The sequence below is a fragment of the Mesorhizobium sp. M0621 genome, assembly GCF_040320745.1.
In the GTDB taxonomy this organism is placed as follows: domain Bacteria; phylum Pseudomonadota; class Alphaproteobacteria; order Rhizobiales; family Rhizobiaceae; genus Mesorhizobium.
Window position 1 is genome coordinate 1 of sequence record NZ_JAMYQF010000069.1, and the last position, 17,032, is coordinate 17,032.

20 protein-coding genes are annotated in these 17,032 nt (G+C 63.1%); 13 read left to right on the forward strand and 7 right to left on the reverse strand.

The features are described 5' to 3' along the window. Positions 1–184 precede the first annotated feature (184 nt). The 3 genes from NKI38_RS29760 to NKI38_RS29770 all read right to left on the reverse strand — a co-directional run bounded on the left by NKI38_RS29760 (position 185) and on the right by NKI38_RS29770 (position 2,316). The gene (locus tag NKI38_RS29760; RefSeq protein ID WP_352663982.1) at positions 185–823 is read right to left on the reverse strand and encodes an MBL fold metallo-hydrolase; all 639 of its coding nucleotides are present in this window, start codon (positions 821–823) and stop codon (positions 185–187) included. A 136-nt stretch (positions 824–959) separates the two neighbouring features. Next, positions 960–1,277: a hypothetical protein gene (locus NKI38_RS29765; protein WP_292189671.1), complete on the reverse strand. Its 318-nt coding sequence runs from the start codon at positions 1,275–1,277 to the stop codon at positions 960–962. 145 nt (positions 1,278–1,422) lie between these two features. After that, positions 1,423–2,316 (reverse strand): branched-chain amino acid aminotransferase, encoded by an 894-nt coding sequence (locus NKI38_RS29770; RefSeq protein WP_352663984.1) that lies wholly within the window; start codon positions 2,314–2,316, stop codon positions 1,423–1,425. A gap of 248 nt (positions 2,317–2,564) precedes the next feature. Between NKI38_RS29770 and NKI38_RS29775 the strand changes: the two genes are divergently transcribed. From NKI38_RS29775 to NKI38_RS29790, 4 genes are all read left to right on the forward strand, one after another. After that, positions 2,565–3,098, forward strand: a complete 534-nt coding sequence (locus NKI38_RS29775; RefSeq protein ID WP_352627718.1) for a MarR family winged helix-turn-helix transcriptional regulator — start codon at positions 2,565–2,567, stop codon at positions 3,096–3,098. Beyond that, positions 3,085–3,804 (forward strand): response regulator, encoded by a 720-nt coding sequence (locus tag NKI38_RS29780; RefSeq protein WP_013530014.1) that lies wholly within the window; start codon positions 3,085–3,087, stop codon positions 3,802–3,804. Before NKI38_RS29775 ends, NKI38_RS29780 begins: the two co-directional genes overlap by 14 nt. 49 nt (positions 3,805–3,853) lie before the next feature. Beyond that, positions 3,854–5,269 carry an ATP-binding protein gene (locus NKI38_RS29785; protein ID WP_352663986.1) on the forward strand — a complete coding sequence of 472 codons (1,416 nt, stop codon included), beginning with the start codon at positions 3,854–3,856 and terminating at the stop codon, positions 5,267–5,269. A gap of 256 nt (positions 5,270–5,525) precedes the next feature. Next, on the forward strand, positions 5,526–6,548 hold the full coding sequence (locus NKI38_RS29790) for a glycosyltransferase family 4 protein (protein ID WP_352663988.1): 1,023 nt from the start codon (positions 5,526–5,528) through the stop codon (positions 6,546–6,548). Here the strand turns inward: NKI38_RS29790 and NKI38_RS29795 are convergent. The 3 genes from NKI38_RS29795 to NKI38_RS29805 all read right to left on the reverse strand — a co-directional run bounded on the left by NKI38_RS29795 (position 6,545) and on the right by NKI38_RS29805 (position 8,077). Further along, the gene (locus NKI38_RS29795; RefSeq protein ID WP_352627618.1) at positions 6,545–6,904 is read right to left on the reverse strand and encodes a tRNA-binding protein; all 360 of its coding nucleotides are present in this window, start codon (positions 6,902–6,904) and stop codon (positions 6,545–6,547) included. The genes NKI38_RS29790 and NKI38_RS29795 overlap by 4 nt on opposite strands. 25 nt (positions 6,905–6,929) lie before the next feature. After that, positions 6,930–7,430 (reverse strand): type III secretion system chaperone family protein, encoded by a 501-nt coding sequence (locus NKI38_RS29800; RefSeq protein ID WP_269905202.1) that lies wholly within the window; start codon positions 7,428–7,430, stop codon positions 6,930–6,932. A gap of 344 nt (positions 7,431–7,774) precedes the next feature. After that, the gene (locus tag NKI38_RS29805) at positions 7,775–8,077 is read right to left on the reverse strand and encodes an accessory factor UbiK family protein (protein WP_352663990.1); all 303 of its coding nucleotides are present in this window, start codon (positions 8,075–8,077) and stop codon (positions 7,775–7,777) included. Positions 8,078–8,238: 161 nt separating this feature from the next. On the opposite strand from NKI38_RS29805, the gene NKI38_RS29810 reads away from it, so the two are divergent. The 8 genes from NKI38_RS29810 to NKI38_RS29845 all read left to right on the forward strand — a co-directional run bounded on the left by NKI38_RS29810 (position 8,239) and on the right by NKI38_RS29845 (position 14,728). After that, complete coding sequence (locus NKI38_RS29810) at positions 8,239–8,499, forward strand: type II toxin-antitoxin system ParD family antitoxin (RefSeq protein ID WP_352663992.1); 261 nt, start codon at positions 8,239–8,241, stop codon at positions 8,497–8,499. Continuing rightward, positions 8,496–8,798: a type II toxin-antitoxin system RelE/ParE family toxin gene (locus NKI38_RS29815; protein WP_352663994.1), complete on the forward strand. Its 303-nt coding sequence runs from the start codon at positions 8,496–8,498 to the stop codon at positions 8,796–8,798. The genes NKI38_RS29810 and NKI38_RS29815 overlap by 4 nt, the downstream gene beginning before the upstream one ends. 77 nt (positions 8,799–8,875) lie before the next feature. Further along, positions 8,876–9,730 (forward strand): prolipoprotein diacylglyceryl transferase, encoded by an 855-nt coding sequence (gene lgt, locus NKI38_RS29820; RefSeq protein WP_352663996.1) that lies wholly within the window; start codon positions 8,876–8,878, stop codon positions 9,728–9,730. Next, positions 9,727–10,815 carry a class I SAM-dependent methyltransferase gene (locus tag NKI38_RS29825; protein ID WP_352663998.1) on the forward strand — a complete coding sequence of 363 codons (1,089 nt, stop codon included), beginning with the start codon at positions 9,727–9,729 and terminating at the stop codon, positions 10,813–10,815. Before lgt ends, NKI38_RS29825 begins: the two co-directional genes overlap by 4 nt. A gap of 125 nt (positions 10,816–10,940) precedes the next feature. Next, positions 10,941–11,735, forward strand: coding sequence for a peptidoglycan editing factor PgeF (pgeF, locus tag NKI38_RS29830; protein ID WP_352664000.1), 795 nt, complete (start codon positions 10,941–10,943; stop codon positions 11,733–11,735). Beyond that, positions 11,735–12,886, forward strand: coding sequence for a M24 family metallopeptidase (locus tag NKI38_RS29835; protein ID WP_352664002.1), 1,152 nt, complete (start codon positions 11,735–11,737; stop codon positions 12,884–12,886). Before pgeF ends, NKI38_RS29835 begins: the two co-directional genes overlap by 1 nt. Before the next feature lie 43 nt (positions 12,887–12,929). Then, a complete protein-coding gene (locus NKI38_RS29840; protein WP_352664004.1) occupies positions 12,930–13,556 on the forward strand; it encodes a hypothetical protein in 627 nt (208 codons plus the stop codon). A gap of 236 nt (positions 13,557–13,792) precedes the next feature. Next, positions 13,793–14,728, forward strand: a complete 936-nt coding sequence (locus NKI38_RS29845; RefSeq protein WP_013530002.1) for a ribose-phosphate pyrophosphokinase — start codon at positions 13,793–13,795, stop codon at positions 14,726–14,728. Positions 14,729–14,743: 15 nt separating this feature from the next. On the opposite strand, the gene NKI38_RS29850 is transcribed toward NKI38_RS29845, so the two are convergent. Next, positions 14,744–15,628, reverse strand: coding sequence for an AraC family transcriptional regulator (locus NKI38_RS29850; RefSeq protein WP_109659781.1), 885 nt, complete (start codon positions 15,626–15,628; stop codon positions 14,744–14,746). 150 nt (positions 15,629–15,778) lie between these two features. On the opposite strand from NKI38_RS29850, the gene NKI38_RS29855 reads away from it, so the two are divergent. Beyond that, complete coding sequence (locus tag NKI38_RS29855) at positions 15,779–17,029, forward strand: MFS transporter (protein ID WP_352664006.1); 1,251 nt, start codon at positions 15,779–15,781, stop codon at positions 17,027–17,029. Positions 17,030–17,032: the final 3 nt, after the last annotated feature.

Here is a 17,032-nt window from a genome sequence, read left to right on the forward strand (position 1 = left end):
GCCCCCATAAACCGCTAATCCTGCAATCCAAAAGCCGCTATCCGCCTCAATCAACATGCCAGATCAACGGCTTGCGGATAGTTCACGGTCGACTATTGAGCCCCTATTTCGATCGGATCGCCAAAGGGCGCCAGGGTGCGTTGAGATTCAGATCAGGCCAGCCTCAGCTGAATATCAGCACAGCCTAGACCAGGAACGGATTGGTACGCCTCTCCTCGCCGAAGCGGCCGCCGGGACCATGGCCGCAGATGAAGCCGATATCGTCGCCGAGCGCCAGGAGCTTGTCCTTGATCGAGGCGATCAGCGCCGCATGGTCACCGCCCGGCAGGTCGGTGCGGCCGACCGAACCGCGAAACAGCACGTCGCCGACATGGGCGAACTTGGCCGCGCGGTTGTAGTAGACGATATGGCCGGGGGCGTGGCCGGGGCAGTGCAACACCTCGAACACATGCGAACCGAACGAGACGGTCTCGCCTTCGGTCAGGAACCGGTCGGGCACGCAGTTGCGCGCGCCCGCGATGCCATAGCGCCTGCCCTGGTTTTCAAGATTGTCGAGCAGCGACTTGTCGGCCTCGTGCGGGCCGATGATCTCGACTCCGAGCGCTTCCTTCAGTTCCATGGCGCCGCCGGCGTGGTCGATATGGCCATGCGTTATCCAGATCGCACCGGCTGATATCGCATTGTCCTTCAGCGCCGCCAGCACCTTGTCGATATCACCGCCCGGATCGACGACGACACCATGCTTGTCGTCCATGTCGAACAGGATGGTGCAATTCTGCTGGAACGGTGTGACCGGCACGATGCCGGCATTGAGCTGACCCATGATCGTCCTTTCGCTATGCCAGCGGTGATGTAGAGATGCCAGTGAAGGGCGTCCACCCTTCGAAAGACGAACAGTCAGTAGCCCTAAAACGGAAATGGGCGGCCGAAGCCGCCCATTTGAAAAGACGAATGCCCGCTTACTTCTTCATGGCGCCCATGACCGCACCGAGAATGCCGGTCAGGATCGCGCCGCCGCCGGCACCGCCGACGATGTTCTGCAGGTTCAGCGCGCTGCCGAGACCGCTCGTTGCCGCCGCAGCCGCGGCCGGATCGACCGCACCGCCGCCGAGCAGGCTGCCGAGGATCGCCGCACCGCCGACGCCGCCAATGGCTCCGCCCAGGATTTTGGGAAGCTGACCCATCGCCGCCGTCTTGAGCGCCGCACCGACCGCCTGACCACCGATGATACCTGTAATCACCTGTATGATGATCGGAAGAAGCGTGTTCATGTCCATATGATTAGTCCCTCCATAGCTGCCAGCCTCCCGGGCCGACAGCATCATGAGACGCCGAATTGGACGAAAGTCAAATGCAAGAATGCTTAAATAAAAGGGGCGGCCCTAAAACCGCCCCTGCTTGCTAAAAAAGCTGTGACTATCGTTATTCTGCGGCGATCGCGTGCTTGGGTTGAACGGCGGCAGAATAGTCGTTCATAAGGTTTTTGGCGATTTCACCGACCTCGAATCGGTAAGGTCCGATCTCCGAAACCGGCGTCACTTCCGCCGCGGTGCCGGTCAGGAAGCATTGCTCGAAGCCCTCCAGCTCTTCCGGCAGGATGGCGCGTTCGATCACCTCCAGACCGCGATCCTTGGCCAGCCCAATGACCGTGCGCCGGGTGATGCCGTCGAGGAAGCAATCGGGCTTGGGCGTGTGGATCTTGCCGTCCTTGACGAAGAAGATGTTGGCGCCGGTCGCTTCCGCGACCTGGCCACGCCAGTCGAGCATCATGGCGTCGGCATAGCCCTTGGCCTCGGCGGCATGCTTGGACATGGTGCAGATCATGTAGAGGCCGGCGGCCTTCGATTTGGACGGTGCGGTGCGCGGGTCAGGCCGGCGCCATTCCGCCACATCGAGACGGATGCCTTTCAGCTTCTGCGCCGGATCGAAATAGCTCGGCCACTGCCAGATGGCGATGGCGCAGTTGATGCGGTTGTTCTGCGCCGAAACGCCCATCTGTTCGCTGCCGCGCCAGGCGATCGGCCGGACATAGGCATCCTGGAAATCCTGCTTCTTCAGAAGCGTGGTGGAGGCTTCGTTGAGCTCGGCCACCGAATAGGGAATCTTGAAGCCGAGCAGGCGCGCCGATTCGTGCAGGCGCTCGGTGTGTTCGTTGAGCTTGAATATCTCGCCGCCATAGGCGCGCTCGCCCTCGAAGACGGCGCTGGCGTAATGCAGGCCATGGGTCAGCACATGGACCTTGGCCTCACCCCATTGGACGAATTCGCCGTTCATCCAGATGAAGCCATCCAGTTGATCGAAGGGAACGGATGCCATGGTAACCTCCCGCGGGCGGCAGCCCGCATAGTGTTGTATCGTTGTGTGTTTCGTGTCGGTCGCGCAAAGCGGCCATTGTGCTGGAGCGTAAGCGGATAATTGCGCTCTGGCAAACTCAGGAAGTTCCGGAAAAACCGGCTTGCCTTGCCTTTTCGTTCGCAATCCGCCCAAAAGCTTGTCAAAAATTACCATTGCAGGAAAATTACGTCAATAGTACTGACATAATCTCTCTTTCCCACGGAGAAATGATGACGGATCGAAGCCACGCAGCCGGGAAACCGATCAGGACCGCGATCACGGACGAGGACGGCATCGACTTCGCCATCATCGAACTGCTCTTCTTCGCCTATCGTGACTTCACCTCCGATCCGGATCAGATCCTGGCCGATTACGGCTTCGGCCGCGCCCACCACCGGGTGCTGCATTTCGTCAACCGCAGGCCGGGCCTGACGGTCGCCGAACTGCTCGACGTGCTGAAGATCACCAAGCAGAGCCTGGCCCGCGTGCTCAAGCAATTGATCGACACCGACCATGTCGTGCAGTTGCAAGGTCCGCGCGACCGCCGCCAACGCGAGCTTTATCCGACGGCCAAGGGCCGTGCGCTGGCGCTGGCGCTGGCACGGCCACAGTCGCGCCGCATCCATGCTGCATTGGGAGATTCCGGAATAACCGAACGGACCTTGGTGGAACGGTTCCTCGAAGCGATGGTCGATCCGGAACTGAGGGCGCAGATCGACGTGGGGTCCGCAAAAATGTCAGGGAAAAACCATGGAGAGCACTGAACGGGTCGATCACGCGGCCGCACCGGACGACGACGCGCCGCATTTGCTTGTCGTCGACGACGACACCCGCATCCGCAATCTTCTCAAGCAGTATCTGACCGAAAACGGCTTTCGCGTCACCGTCGCCGGCAATGCCGGCGAAGCCAGGCGCAAGCTCGCCGGCCTCGACTTCGACCTTCTGGTGCTCGACGTCATGATGCCCGGTGAGACGGGCGTCGACCTGACAAAGTCGCTGCGCGCCGAAAAGAACGTGCCGATCCTGATGCTGACGGCGCTGTCGGAAACCGATAGCCGCATCAGTGGGCTGGAGGCCGGCGCCGACGACTACCTGCCAAAACCTTTCGATCCGCGCGAGCTGATCCTGCGCATCAACAACATCCTGCGCCGCGGTGGCCCGGCGACAACGCCCAAGGTCGAACAGCTGGTTTTCGGCCCCTACACCTTCCAGATCGCCAGGCGCGAATTGAAGCGTGGCGGCGAGGCGCTGAAGCTGACCGATCGCGAGCAGGAGATCCTGGCGATCTTCGCCGCGCGAGCAGGCGAGACGATACCCCGCCACGAGCTTGTCGGCGACGATTCGGAAGTCGGCGAGCGCACCATCGACGTCCAGATCAACCGGCTGCGCCGCAAGATCGAGCGCGATCCGTCCAATCCGGTCTGGCTGCAGACCGTGCGCGGTATTGGGTATCGGCTCAGCGTGGAATAGAATGCCGCCTGCGGCCGGCTGAACGGCTGCGGGCAAGCGAAAAGAGCGGATGGCAACCACGGAACTGGAACAGCCGGGCAATGGCGGCTTGAGCGCACGCGCGACGCGGACGCTGAAGGCGGTGCCGCGCGCCTGGAACCGGTTCTGGCGCCTTGTGTCGCTCTATATGCCCAAGCGGCTCTATGCCCGCTCGCTGATCATCGTCATCGCGCCGATGATCCTGCTGCAATCGGTCGTCGCCTTCGTCTTCATGGAGCGCCATTGGGCAACCGTGACGCAGCGCCTGTCGCAGGCCACCGTACGCGACATCGCCGCCATCATCGACCTGATCGAGACCTATCCGCACGACGCGGACTACACCAACATCATCCGCATCGCCCAGGACCGCATGCAGCTCAAGGTCGACCTGCTGCCGCCCGACCCCTTGCCGCCGCCGGGGCCTAAACCCTTCTTCTCGATCCTCGACGATGTTCTGTCGTCCGAAATCACCCGCCAGATCAACCGCCCGTTCTGGATCGACACGGTCGGCAATTCCAACATCGTCGAGGTGCGCGTCCAGCTCGAGAACAGGGTGCTGCGCGTCTTCGTGCGCCGCAGCCAGGCCTATGCCTCGAACACCCACATCTTCCTGATCTGGATGGTCGGCACTTCGCTGGTGCTGCTGATGATCGCCATTCCCTTCCTGCGCAACCAGATCCGCCCGATCCTGACGCTTGCCGAAGCCGCCGAAAGCTTCGGCAAGGGCCGGCCGATGCCGCGCGATTTCCGGCCGCGCGGCGCCGAGGAGGTTCGCCGCGCCGGCTTTGCCTTCATGCAGATGCGCGAGCGCATCGAACGTCAGATCGAGCAACGCACCGCCATGCTGACCGGCGTCAGCCATGATCTCAGAACCATCCTCACCCGCTTCAAGCTGCAGCTGGCGCTGGCAGGCGGCAAGGCCGAGACCAAGGCGGCGCTCGACCAGGATATCGACGACATGCAGTCGATGCTCGAAGGCTATCTCTCCTTTGCCCGCGGCGAGGCTTCGGAAGATGCCGGACGGTTCGATCTCGAGGCCTATTTCCAGAAACTCGACGAGGAAGCCAGGCTGCGCAAGCGCAAGCTGTCGACGACGCTTGCCGGCGATCCCGATGTGCATGTGCGGCCGAACGCCTTCGCCCGGCTGATGTCCAACGTCATCGGCAACGCCTTCCGCTATGCCAAGACAGTGGAGGTCAACGCCACCCATGGCCGCGGCTCGCTGCTGGTCACCATCGACGATGACGGCCCGGGCATTCCGGCCGACAGGCGCGAAGACGTGTTCAAGCCCTTCGTGCGGCTCGACGAGGCGCGCAACCTCGACGCCAGCGGCACCGGGCTCGGCCTGTCGATTGCCCGCGACATCGCCCGCAGCCATGGCGGCGATATCACCCTGGACGACAGCCCGCTCGGCGGCCTGCGCGCCGTCATCAAGGTTCCAGCATAGCGGAGCATGATCCCGAAAAGTGGGAACCGATTTTCGGACAAGATCTTGCTCCACTAAAACACGGGCTTCATCCGCCCGTCATGAAACCATGGTCAAGAGCGCGAATGAAGCGCGCGACCTCGATTGATTCGGCCTTGCCGCCTCACTTCGACCCCGTGCCCGCCCGGGTGCGCTGGAGCGAAGTGAGGGTAGCCAGCTGGTCGCCGTTCCGGCATCGTCTCAAGGCAACCGTCGACCTTTCCTGCAAAGGGCCGCCATGCGCATATTGATGGTCACCGACGCCTGGCGCCCGCAGGTCAATGGCGTCGTCCACACGCTGGAGCGGCTCACCGAAACGCTGAAATCCTTCGATGTCGCCGTGGATTTCCTGACACCCAACATCTTTCACACCTTGCCCTTGCCGACCTACCCCGACATAAGGCTGGCGCTGACCACGCCCGGCCATGTCGCGCGCTTGATCGAAGCCGGCAAGGCCGACCATATCCACATCGTCACCGAGGGTCCGCTCGGCATCATGGCGCGGCGCTATTGCCGCAATGCCGGCCGGCCGTTCACCACCAGCTATCACACGCGCTTTCCCGAATATCTCAGCGCCCGCCTGCCGGTGCCGGAGAGCTGGGCCTATCGCTGGCTGCGCGATTTCCACAATTCCGGCCAGGGCACGCTGGTCGCCACCCAGTCGCTCGCCGACGACCTCTCGGCGCGCGGCTTCACCAAGCTGAGGCCGTGGACGCGCGGCGTCGACACCGACCATTTCCGGCCGGACAAGAAGAAGGATCTCGGCTTCCCCGGGCCGGTCTTCCTCTGCGTCGGCCGCGTCGCCATCGAAAAGAACCTGAGCGCCTTCCTCGACCTCGACTTGCCCGGCAGCAAGGTGGTCGTCGGCGAGGGTCCGGAGTTTGCCAGGCTCAAGGCGAAGTACCCACAGGCGCATTTCCTGGGCCACCGCCCCAATGACGAACTGGCCGAGATTTACGCCTCGGCCGACGTCTTCGTCTTCCCCAGCCGCACCGACACGTTCGGCAACGTCATCATCGAGGCGCTTGCCAGCGGCACGCCGGTCGCTGCCTATCCGGTGACTGGACCGATCGACATCGTCGGCGACGGTTTTGGCGGCGCGGTTTCGAACGACCTGCGCGAGGCAGCGCTCGCCGCGCTCAACGTCGACCGCGCCGAGGCGCGCGAACGCGCTATGCGCTATAGCTGGAAAGCCTGCGCTGAAATGTTTCTCGACACGGTCGAGGAAGCACTGGGAACGACGCGGAAGCTGGCGGCCTAAAATAACCTGCCGCCGTCCGGCACCCTGCGCTCGATGGCGCCGAGCACGACGGCGCCCTCTTCGTCGGGAAAGCCGAGCGTCAGCACCTCCGACATGAACGGGCCGATCTGGCGCGGCGGGAAATTGACCACCGCGAACACCTGCCGGCCGATCAGCGTTTCAGGCGTATAGTATTTGGTGATCTGCGCCGACGATTTCTTGATGCCGATGCCGGCGCCGAAATCGATCTTCAGCTTGAATGCCGGCTTGCGCGCCTGCGGAAAAGGTTCGGCTTCGACGATCGTGCCGGCGCGGATGTCGACACGATCGAAATCGGCAAAACTGATCTCGGGCTTAAGCGCGCTGCTCGAACTCATCTCTGTCTTGTCTGCCTACTGTGGTTCAGGCGTTGCCGTAGGTCTCGAACAACACACCGGCCAGCGCGTCCTTGGCCGAGGTTCCCGACCAGACGACGAACTGAAAAGCCTGGAAATAGCATTCGCAGGCTTCCAGCGCCGACGATAGCAAGACTTCGACCTGCTGGCTCGACGGTTCGACTCCACCGGCCAGCAGCAGCGACTGACGGAACATGATCGCGCCCTCCTGCTCCCAGAGGTCGAAATGGCCAAACAGCATCTGCTCGTTGATCAGCGACAGCAGCCGCATCACTTCCAGCGCGCGGGTCTCCGGCACCTTGATGTCGAAGGCACAGGCCAGGTGCAGCGCCTCGAAGTCCTCCATCCACGAGAAGGAGACGTGATAGTCGGTCCAGCTTCCGGCAACCGAGATCGAAATCTCGTCGTCGCCAGCCCGCTCGAAGGACCAGTCGTTGTTGTGGGCCACCTGCTCGATAACATCCACCGGATGGATTTCGCGGGACAATTCGAGTTCGAGAAGTTCCATGGAATGCTTCCTGTCGTTCTGTACGAGCGCCGCCACACGCTCCGCGGGAGGGCACACACAACGAACAATCTGATCTAGAACTCGGACGGCCAGGACTTTCTTCGCGCAAAGAGCACTTCTCGACACAAAGACCCCAGACCGGACCCCACCGCCCGGCCGCATGACCCTGCTCCGAATCATGCAACAAATTCAGTCTATTGATCGGGAGTCGCGTGAACAGCCCAATTTTTCGCACTGCGTCATTCGCATGTGGAAAGCCGCTGTCACAAAGATTCATGCAATGCCGTTAAGCGATTCACGGCAAAGCGCTTTTCAGGATCGGGCTATGTGGAAAAGTTTAACGATTATTTTTTTGCGCGGGGCTTGGCCGCCGCCGCCGGTGCGGCGTCGCCAGCCAGTTCGGCAAGCTTCGCCTCGAGCACCTCGATGCGGGCGGCAAGGCGGGTGTTTTCTTCCCGAGCCTTGGCGGCCATCTCGCGTGCGGCTTCGAACTCTTCGCGCTGCACCACATCCATGGTGTTGAGAATGCGCTCGGCCTGCCCCTTGAAGGCGGTCTCCACCTCACGGCGGACGCCCTGGGCGGCCCCGGCGGCGTCGGTCATCAGCTTGGCGAATTCATCGAGAATGCGGTTCGGTCCGGTCGACATGGCAGATCCTCGCTTGCTCAAATTGACGTAGTGGCGCTGCGCGCGGAATGCAAGAACGTTGGAGCCTGCTGCGGCATCACGTCGGATCCACCCTTTATCCAAACACTGGCAAATCCGGTCAATAACTATTATTGTTTGGAGCAGTTCGCAGGAGCACCGACATGGCCATTAGCGCAGACTTAGGCACCCGTCTCGAAGACATCGTCAACCAGCTTGTCAGCACCGGTCGCTATAATTCGAAGAGCGAAGTGCTGCGCGAAGGCGTGCGCCTTGTCGAAGAGCGGGAGAAGCGCCTTGCCGCTCTCGATGCCGCTCTCGCCAAAGGCATTTCGGATGCTGATGCCGGGAGGGTGAAGCCCGCAGACGAGGTGCTTGACCGACTGGAGGCCAGATACAGAGCGATGGCAGAGAAGAGCAAGTGAAGCGGCTGGTCTTCACCAATCAGGCGGAGGCAGACCTTGAAGCCATTGGCGACCATATCGCACTGGAGAGCCCGTTTCGTGCTGCGACGTTCATCCAGGAATTTCGCCACGATTGTGTCGAGTTGCGTGCCATGCCTGAACGGTATTCACTCTTCGAGCGGCATCGATCCTCAGGCATTCGGCGACGCGTCCACGGCAACTATCTGATTTTCTATCGCGTTAGCGCTGAAACCGTGGAGATATTACACGTCCTGCATGGCGCGATGGACCTCGGGGCAATCCTGTTCCCCGACGACTGACGGCAACCCCTTGCCTTGACCCTGCCAAAACCCTGCCGCATGGTCCGCCAAACGCGATCGCAACCAAGAGTTCCCAGTTGAACGAATATTTCCCGCTGCCGCTGGCCTCCCTGCCCTTCCCCAACATCGACCCGATCCTCATCCAGATCGGGCCGCTGGCGGTGCATTGGTACGGCGTCGGTTACATCGTCGGCATCCTGTTTGCCTGGTGGTATGCCAAGCGGCTTGCCGCCAATGCCAAGCTGTGGCCGAACGGCGTCCTGCCTATGAAACCGGAGGACCTCGACGATTTCATCGTCTGGGCGGCCATCGGTGTCGTGCTCGGCGGCCGCACCGGCTATGTGCTGTTCTACGATTTGGCGCGCTACATTGCGCACCCGCTCGACATCTTTGCAGTCTGGCAAGGCGGCATGTCATTCCATGGCGGCTTGCTTGGCGTCATCCTCGCCATGACGCTGTTTTCCGTAAAGCGCGGCATCCGCACATGGTCGCTGTTTGACGTCGTGGCCGCCGGCGTGCCGGTCGGCCTTGGCCTGGTGCGCGTCGCTAACTTCATCAATTCCGAGCTGTGGGGCCGGCCAACCGACGTGCCCTGGGCGTTCGAATTCCCCAATGGCGGCCCGTTTGCCCGCCACCCGAGCCAGCTCTACGAGGCGTTGCTCGAGGGCGTAGTGCTGTTCCTCGTGCTGCGCATCCTGACCCATTCGCGCCTCAAGCTGAAGACGCCGCGCTTCGTCGGCGGCGCCTTCATCTGCGGCTATGGCCTGTCGCGCATCTTCGTCGAGTTCTTCCGCGAGCCCGACCAGCAGCTCGGCTATCTCCTCGGCACCAACTGGCTGACCATGGGCATGATCCTGTCGACGCCGATGGTGCTGGCCGGCATCTGGGCGATGCTGACCGCCAAGCCGGTGCCGCAGCCGCAGCCGGCATGACACGGCTGAAAACCCGCATCGTCGACCTGATCGAGGCACTGGGGCCTCTTCCCGTCAACGAATACATGGCTCTGTGCCTGTTCGACCCGCAGGATGGTTATTATACGACGCGCGAGCCCTTTGGTGCGGCCGGCGACTTCATTACCGCACCCGAGATCAGCCAGATGTTCGGCGAACTGGTCGCTGTGTGGATGTACCAGGCCTGGCTGGCGAGCGGCCGGCCGCTGCCGGCCACCATCGCCGAGATCGGCCCTGGACGCGGCACGCTGATGAAGGACATGCTGCGCACGCTGTCGCGGCTTGATCCCGATCTGGCCAACGGCGCCACATTCGCCATGATCGAGACCAGCCCGCGTCTGGCCGAGGTGCAGCAACAGACGCTTGGCGTCACACCCTTTGCGGTTCGCTGGCACGAAACCATCGACACCTTGCCGCGGCAGCCGCTATTCATCGTCGGCAACGAACTGTTCGACGCCGTGCCCGTCCGTCAGTTCGTCCGCGCCGGCGCCGGCTGGCGCGAGCGCATGATCGGCCTCGATGACACCAACGCGTTGCGCTTCTTCGCCGGCGCCGGCTCGGTTGACCCGACCTTGTTGCCCGTCGATGCGGCCGAAGCGCCGCAAGGCGCTATCGTCGAAGTGGCGCCGGCCCGCACCGCACTGATGGCGGCCATCGCCGAGCGCATAGAAGGGCACGGCGGCGCCGGGCTATTCCTCGACTATGGCCATCTCCAGCCGGGTATCGGCGACACGCTGCAGGCCTTGCGCGGCCACAATCACGAAGATGTGCTGGCCAACCCCGGCGAGGCCGACCTGACCACCCATGTCGATTTCGCCGCCCTTGCCGCAACCGTGCGCGCGCACGGCCTTGACGCCCATCTGTCGACGCAGGGCGATTTCCTGCTCGGCATGGGTATCCTCGAGCGCGCCGGCCGGCTCGGCGCCGATGCCTCCCAGGCCGCGCGCGACAAGATCACCGAGGCCGTCGAACGCCTCGCCGGCCCGCAAGCCATGGGCGAACTGTTCAAGGTGCTTGCGGTGCTGCCGCACGGCGTGGGGGTTCGGCCCTTTGCCACGGCGGATTGACTTTTCACCGCCGCCCCTCCCAATCTCCCGTCTGGCAAAAAGAGCGGCCCGACCGCCAGCCCGCCTTCTCTTCAACGAAGCACCTTCTTCTTGACGAAACCGCCTACACGGACAACAACGCCCGCATGCTGAATCAGACCAACCCGGATCCCGTTCGGTCGCCGCTGCTGGACAAGGCGCAGGCACAAGGCATCCGCCACGGCTATTTCACCCGCGTCGGCGGTGTCTCCAGCGGCATCTATCAGGGCCTCAACATCGGCACCGGATCGAATGACGACCAGGCGCTCGTGGCCGAGAACCGTAGCCGTGTCGCCGCCTGGATGGGTGTACCGGCAACCCATCTGTTGACCGCCTGGCAGATCCATTCGCCCGATGTCATCATCGCCCGGGAGCCCTTTGCGGGCGAGCGCCCCAAGGCCGACGCCATCGTCACCGACCGGCCCGGCATCGCCATCGGCGCCTCGACCGCCGATTGCGGCCCGGTGCTGTTCGCCGAGCCGCAGGCGCGAGTCATCGGCGCCGCACATGCCGGCTGGAAAGGCGCTTTCACAGGCGTGCTCGAAAACACCATCCTCGCCATGGAAAGCCTCGGCGCCCGTCGCGACAACATCGTCGCCGTGCTCGGTCCCTCGATCGGCCCTGATAACTATGAGGTCGGGCCAGAATTCGTTGCCCGCTTTGTCGAGGCCGACGCCGAAAATAACAGCTATTTCGCGCCTTCGGCCAACGCCGGCCATGCGATGTTCGACCTCAATCGCTACACGGTCGACCGGCTGGCCAAGGCCGGCGTGACGGCCGAGGGCCTCGGCCGCTGCACCTATGCCGAGAAAGATCTGTTTTACTCCTACCGGCGCACCACGCACCGCAAGGAGCCCGATTATGGCCGGCAGGTTTCGGCAATCGTTTTGGAGAGACAATAATGGCGCTGCATTTTGAACGATCGGAATTCGACGCGCGGCGCGACCGGTTGATGATTGAAATGGCCGAGAAGAAGCTCGACGCCATCCTGCTGTTCGCGCAGGAGAGCATGTACTGGCTGACCGGCTACGACACGTTCGGCTTCTGCTTCTTCCAGTGCCTGGTGGTGAAGGCCGACGGTTCGATGGTGCTTCTGACCCGCTCGGCTGATCTGCGTCAGGCGCGCCAGACCTCGATCATCGACAACATCGTTCTGTGGACCGACCGCAACGGCGCCAATCCGGCGGTCGACCTGCGCAATCTGCTCAACGAGCTCGACCTGCTCGGCGCCCGCATCGGCGTCGAATACGACACTCATGGCCTGACCGCCTTCAACGGCCGCCGCTTGGATGAGCAGTTGCAGACCTTCGGCCAGATCGCCGATGCATCCGGCATTGTCGGCCGGCTGCGCCTGTTCAAGAGCCCGGCCGAGATCGCCAAGGCCGAGAAAGCCGCCAATCTCTCCGACGACGCGCTCGATGCGGCTTTGCCGCTGATCAAGCAGGGCGGCGACGAAGCCCTGATCCTGGCCGCCATGCAGGGCGCGATCTTCGCCGGCGGCGGCGATTATCCGGCCAACGAGTTTATCATCGGTTCCGGCGTCGACGCGCTGCTGTGCCGCTACAAGGCCGGCCGCCGCAAGCTCACCAAGAACGACCAGCTGACGCTCGAATGGGCCGGCGTCTTCAACCACTACCATGCGCCGATGATGCGCACGGTGCTGACCGGCAAGGTCTCGAAGCGCCATCAGGAGCTGTTTGACGCGGCCCGCGCCGCTCTTCTGGCCGTCGAGAAGGCGATGGCACCGGGCAACAGCTTCGGCGACGTGTTCGATGCCCACGCCCGTACCATGGAGGCACACGGCCTGACCAAGCACCGGCTAAACGCCTGCGGCTACTCGGTCGGCGCCCGCTTCACGCCATCCTGGATGGACATGCCGATGTTCTACCAGGGCAACCCCGAACCGATCGCGCCGAACATGACGCTGTTCGCCCACATGATCATCATGGATTCCGACACCGAGACGGCGATGACGCTTGGCCGCACCTACCTGACCACCGAATCCCAGCCGAAGCCCCTGTCCCGCCATGATCTCGACTTGATCGTACAGTGAATCCATAATGGGAGGCGTTTTTCGCCAAGGAGTTAGAAGGCAAATGAGACGATCGCATGTGACGACCGTGTCATTGCTTGTGGCATTGGCTCTTGGCGCCTGCACCAACGCAAAGGACGTGCTCGAACCGTCGGCGATCACCCCGCCGGCGACATCGGCACAGACGCAGCCCGGCAACGCGGCAACAGCGGTTCCGGCACCGGCCCCGCCTGCCACCAGCACGGCGAGCGCTCCAGCAACCACCACCACACCGGTCACATCGGCCCAAAGCGCTGCCATCCTGTCGAAGACCCGCCTGCAGATCGCGCCGATCGTCGGCGCGTCGGTGGAAGCCGCGACACCGCTGACGGCGGAGTTGCAGACCCGCGCCAGGCAGCGCGGCATTACATTGGCCGGCAGCGCCGATGCGGCCGCGACCCATGTGCTTAAAGGCTATTTCTCGACGATGTCGGAAGGCGCGGACACCACAGTCATCTATGTCTGGGACGTCTATGATCCGGCCGGCAACCGCCTGCATCGCATCAACGGCCAACAGAAGGCGCCTTCGGTCAATTCCGGCGGCAGCGGAGGCGGCGACAGCTGGAAGGCGGTCTCGCCGGCCACCATGCAGGCGATCGCCGACCAGACCATCGACCAATTCGCGGCCTGGCTTGGCGGCAAGGCCGGCTAGGGGCATCGGACCAAAAGTGGAAACGGTCTTGGGAAAATCCGATGCCCAAACGAGAGGAGAAGCGGCGGAAGTCCGCTGCTTCCTGTTGCCTGCCGGCGATGGCGCGGAGCTTTCTTGAGTTTAGCCGGCGGATTCCCGATCTCGGCGCTTGCAATACCGGCGCGGGCCGCTAAAAGCCCGGTTAAAGGGCGCAAGCGAGTCCGTCAGGGCTTTCCATCCTCCACCAGGAACGGTGCATGAAACTCTTCGCGGGCAATTCCAACAGGGTGCTGGCCGAAGCGGTCGCCCGGTACCTCAACGTCCCGCTGGGCAAGGCCACTGTCAGGCGCTTCGCCGACCAGGAAATCTTCGTCGAAATCCAGGAAAATGTGCGCGGCGAGGATGTCTTCATCCTGCAGTCGACATCGTTCCCGACCAATGATCACCTGATGGAACTGCTCATCATGATCGATGCCTTCATGCGCTCGTCGGCCAAGCGCATCACGGCGGTCATCCCGTATTTCGGCTACGCCAGGCAGGATCGCCGCGCCTCCGGCCGCACTCCGATCTCGGCCAAGCTGGTCGCCAACATGATCACCCGCGCCGGCGTCGACCGCGTCTTGACGCTCGACCTGCATGCCGGCCAGATCCAGGGCTTCTTCGACATCCCGACCGACAATTTGTTTTCCGTGCCGGTCATGGCCCGCGACGTGAAGGCAAAATACAAGCAACTCGGCAACGTCGTGGTGGTTTCGCCCGATATTGGCGGCGTGGTACGGGCCCGCGCGCTTGCCAAGCGCTTCGACGCGCAACTGGCCATCGTCGACAAACGCCGCGAGCGTCCCGGCGAATCGGAAGTCATGAACATCATCGGCGCGGTCGCCGGCAAGGATTGCCTGCTGATCGACGACATCGTCGATTCCGGCGGCACGCTGTGCAACGCCGCCGATGCGCTGCTGGCCAACGGCGCCACCAGCGTCACCGCCTATATCACGCACGGCGTGCTGTCGGGCGGTGCGGTGGCCCGCATCAGCGGCTCGAAATTGCAGGAACTGGTGATCACCGATTCCATCCAGCCGACGCAGGGCGTGCTCGACGCTCCCAACATCCGCGTCATCTCGATCGCCGATCTGATGGGCGAAGCCATCTCGCGCACGGCGACCGAGGAATCGGTGTCGAGCCTCTTCGACTAAGACCGATACCTGACCTTACGGCGCAGGACTCTCCAGTCGAACCGGGCCAATCAGGCGGCGAGCGACTTCGACGCTTTCGCGTGCGCCACGCATATAGCCACGCGGCGACGCGCCCAGCATGCGCTTGAACATGGTGATGAAGGCCGGCACACTGTCGTAGCCAAGATCGAGCGCCACCCTGGTGATCGGTTCGCCATCGGCCAGCCGCGGCAGCGCCGCGAACAGACAGGCCTGCTGGCGCCATGTCGACAGTGACAGTCCGGTCTGGCGCTGGAAGGCGCGGGTAAAGGAGCGGCGGCTCATGCCGGCGGCATCGGCCCACTCGTCGATCGTCGCGTGCGGCGAAGGTGCGGCGACGAAGCGCCGACAGAGTGCCGACAGCCTGGGATCGGATGGAAACGGCAATCCGAGCGGCCGTTCCGGCAGGGTCGGGATTTCGTGCAGCAGCAGATTCATGATCAACCCGCCGCGCCCTTCCAGCTCGCCGCCCTGTGGCAGCTTTTCCGATTCCACGATCAGGCTGTGCATCAGGTCGGTGACGCCGACGACGCGCAAGCCTTCGGGCAGCCCGGGAATCGCCTGCGGCATGACATAGACCGAACGCATCGAGACATCGCCCAGCATCTCGACGGAATGCTCGGTGCCGGCTGGAATCCACATCGCGTGGTCGGGCGGCACCATCCAGCGCCCGTAGCGCGTCGTCACCAGCACCACGCCGACCAGCGCATGCAGCAGCTGGCTGCGGCTGTGGCGGTGCTGTGGCACACGGTAGCCATCCGGATACTCGGTCGGCAGCGCCACCGCCGGCCCGGCCACTTGCTCCAGCCACTGCCAGCGGCTCTCGTGCAACTGACCGAGATTGGCATTGCCGGCGTGAAAGACTTCTTTGCCGTGCGGCATCCTGTATGGCCCACTTGCGAAACTATTGGACCAAAGCACGAAAGAAGTCGTGCGGCAAGCGGCTTATAAGGCACAGTCCTTAAGGCGGCCGCAGGAGCGTCCGTCAACTGCCTGCGGGCCTGCCCGCCAAAAAGACCACGGAGCCTTACCTTGACCGATACGACAGCCGCCAGCGTCGCCGCACCGGCGAGCGCCAGTTACGCTTCAGCCCAGGCGACGGCCTTCACCGTCATCCTGGCGGTGAGCTTCTGCCACTGCATCAACGACATCATGCAGTCGCTGCTATCGGCCATCTATCCCCTGCTGAAAGAGAATTACGGCCTCGATTTCTGGCAGATCGGCCTCCTGACCTTCACCTTCCAGGTGACCGCATCCTTGCTACAGCCGCTGATCGGCATGATCACCGACAAGCGGCCTATGCCCTATTCGCTGCCCTACGGCATGGCGTCGTCGCTGATCGGCCTGATCGTGCTGGCCTATGCCGGGCATTACTATCTGCTTCTGATCGGCGCCTCGCTGATCGGCATCGGCTCGGCGATCTTCCATCCGGAATCCTCGCGCATCGCCCGCTTCGCCTCCGGCGGCCGCTTCGGTCTGGCGCAGTCGCTGTTCCAGGTCGGCGGCAATTTCGGCCAGTCCATGGGACCGCTGCTGGCCGCCTTCATCGTCGTGCCCTTCGGCCAGACCAGCATATCCTGGTTCGCCGTCGGCTCGCTGATTGGCATCATCGTTTTGTGGCAGGTCGGCGGCTGGTACAGCCGGCTGCGCGCCGCACAGGGCAACCGCAAGACGGCAAGCTTCGTCTCGCCCTTCCCGCGCCGCAAGGTGATGTGGGCATTGGCGGTGCTGACACTGCTGGTGCTGACCAAGAACGCCTACATCGCCAGCCTCGCCAGCTACTACACCTTCTATTCCATCCATAAGTTCGGCGTTTCGGTGCAGATGTCGCAGGTCATGCTGTTCCTGTTCCTCGGCGCCTCGGCGCTGGGCATCCTGCTCGGCGGCCCGTTCGGCGACCGCTATGGACAGAAGGCGATGATCTGGTTCTCCATCGTCGGCGTGCTGCCCTTCACGCTGGCTCTGCCCTACGCCAATATGGAATGGACGATGGTGCTGACGGTGCTGATCGGCCTGATCCTATCGTCGGCCTTCTCCAACATCGTCGTCTTCGCCCAGGAACTGGTGCCGGGACGTGTCGGCATGATCGCCGGCATCTTCTTCGGCTTCGCCTTCGGCATGGGCGGCATCGCGGCTGCGGTGCTTGGCGTCGTCGCCGACATGAAAGGCATCGATTATGTCTTCCAGATCTGCTCGTATCTGCCGCTGCTTGGGCTGCTGACCGTGTTCCTGCCGAACATGAAGGAAGCCAGGAAGGCTCAGGCAGCCGCTGCAACCCGCTAGACC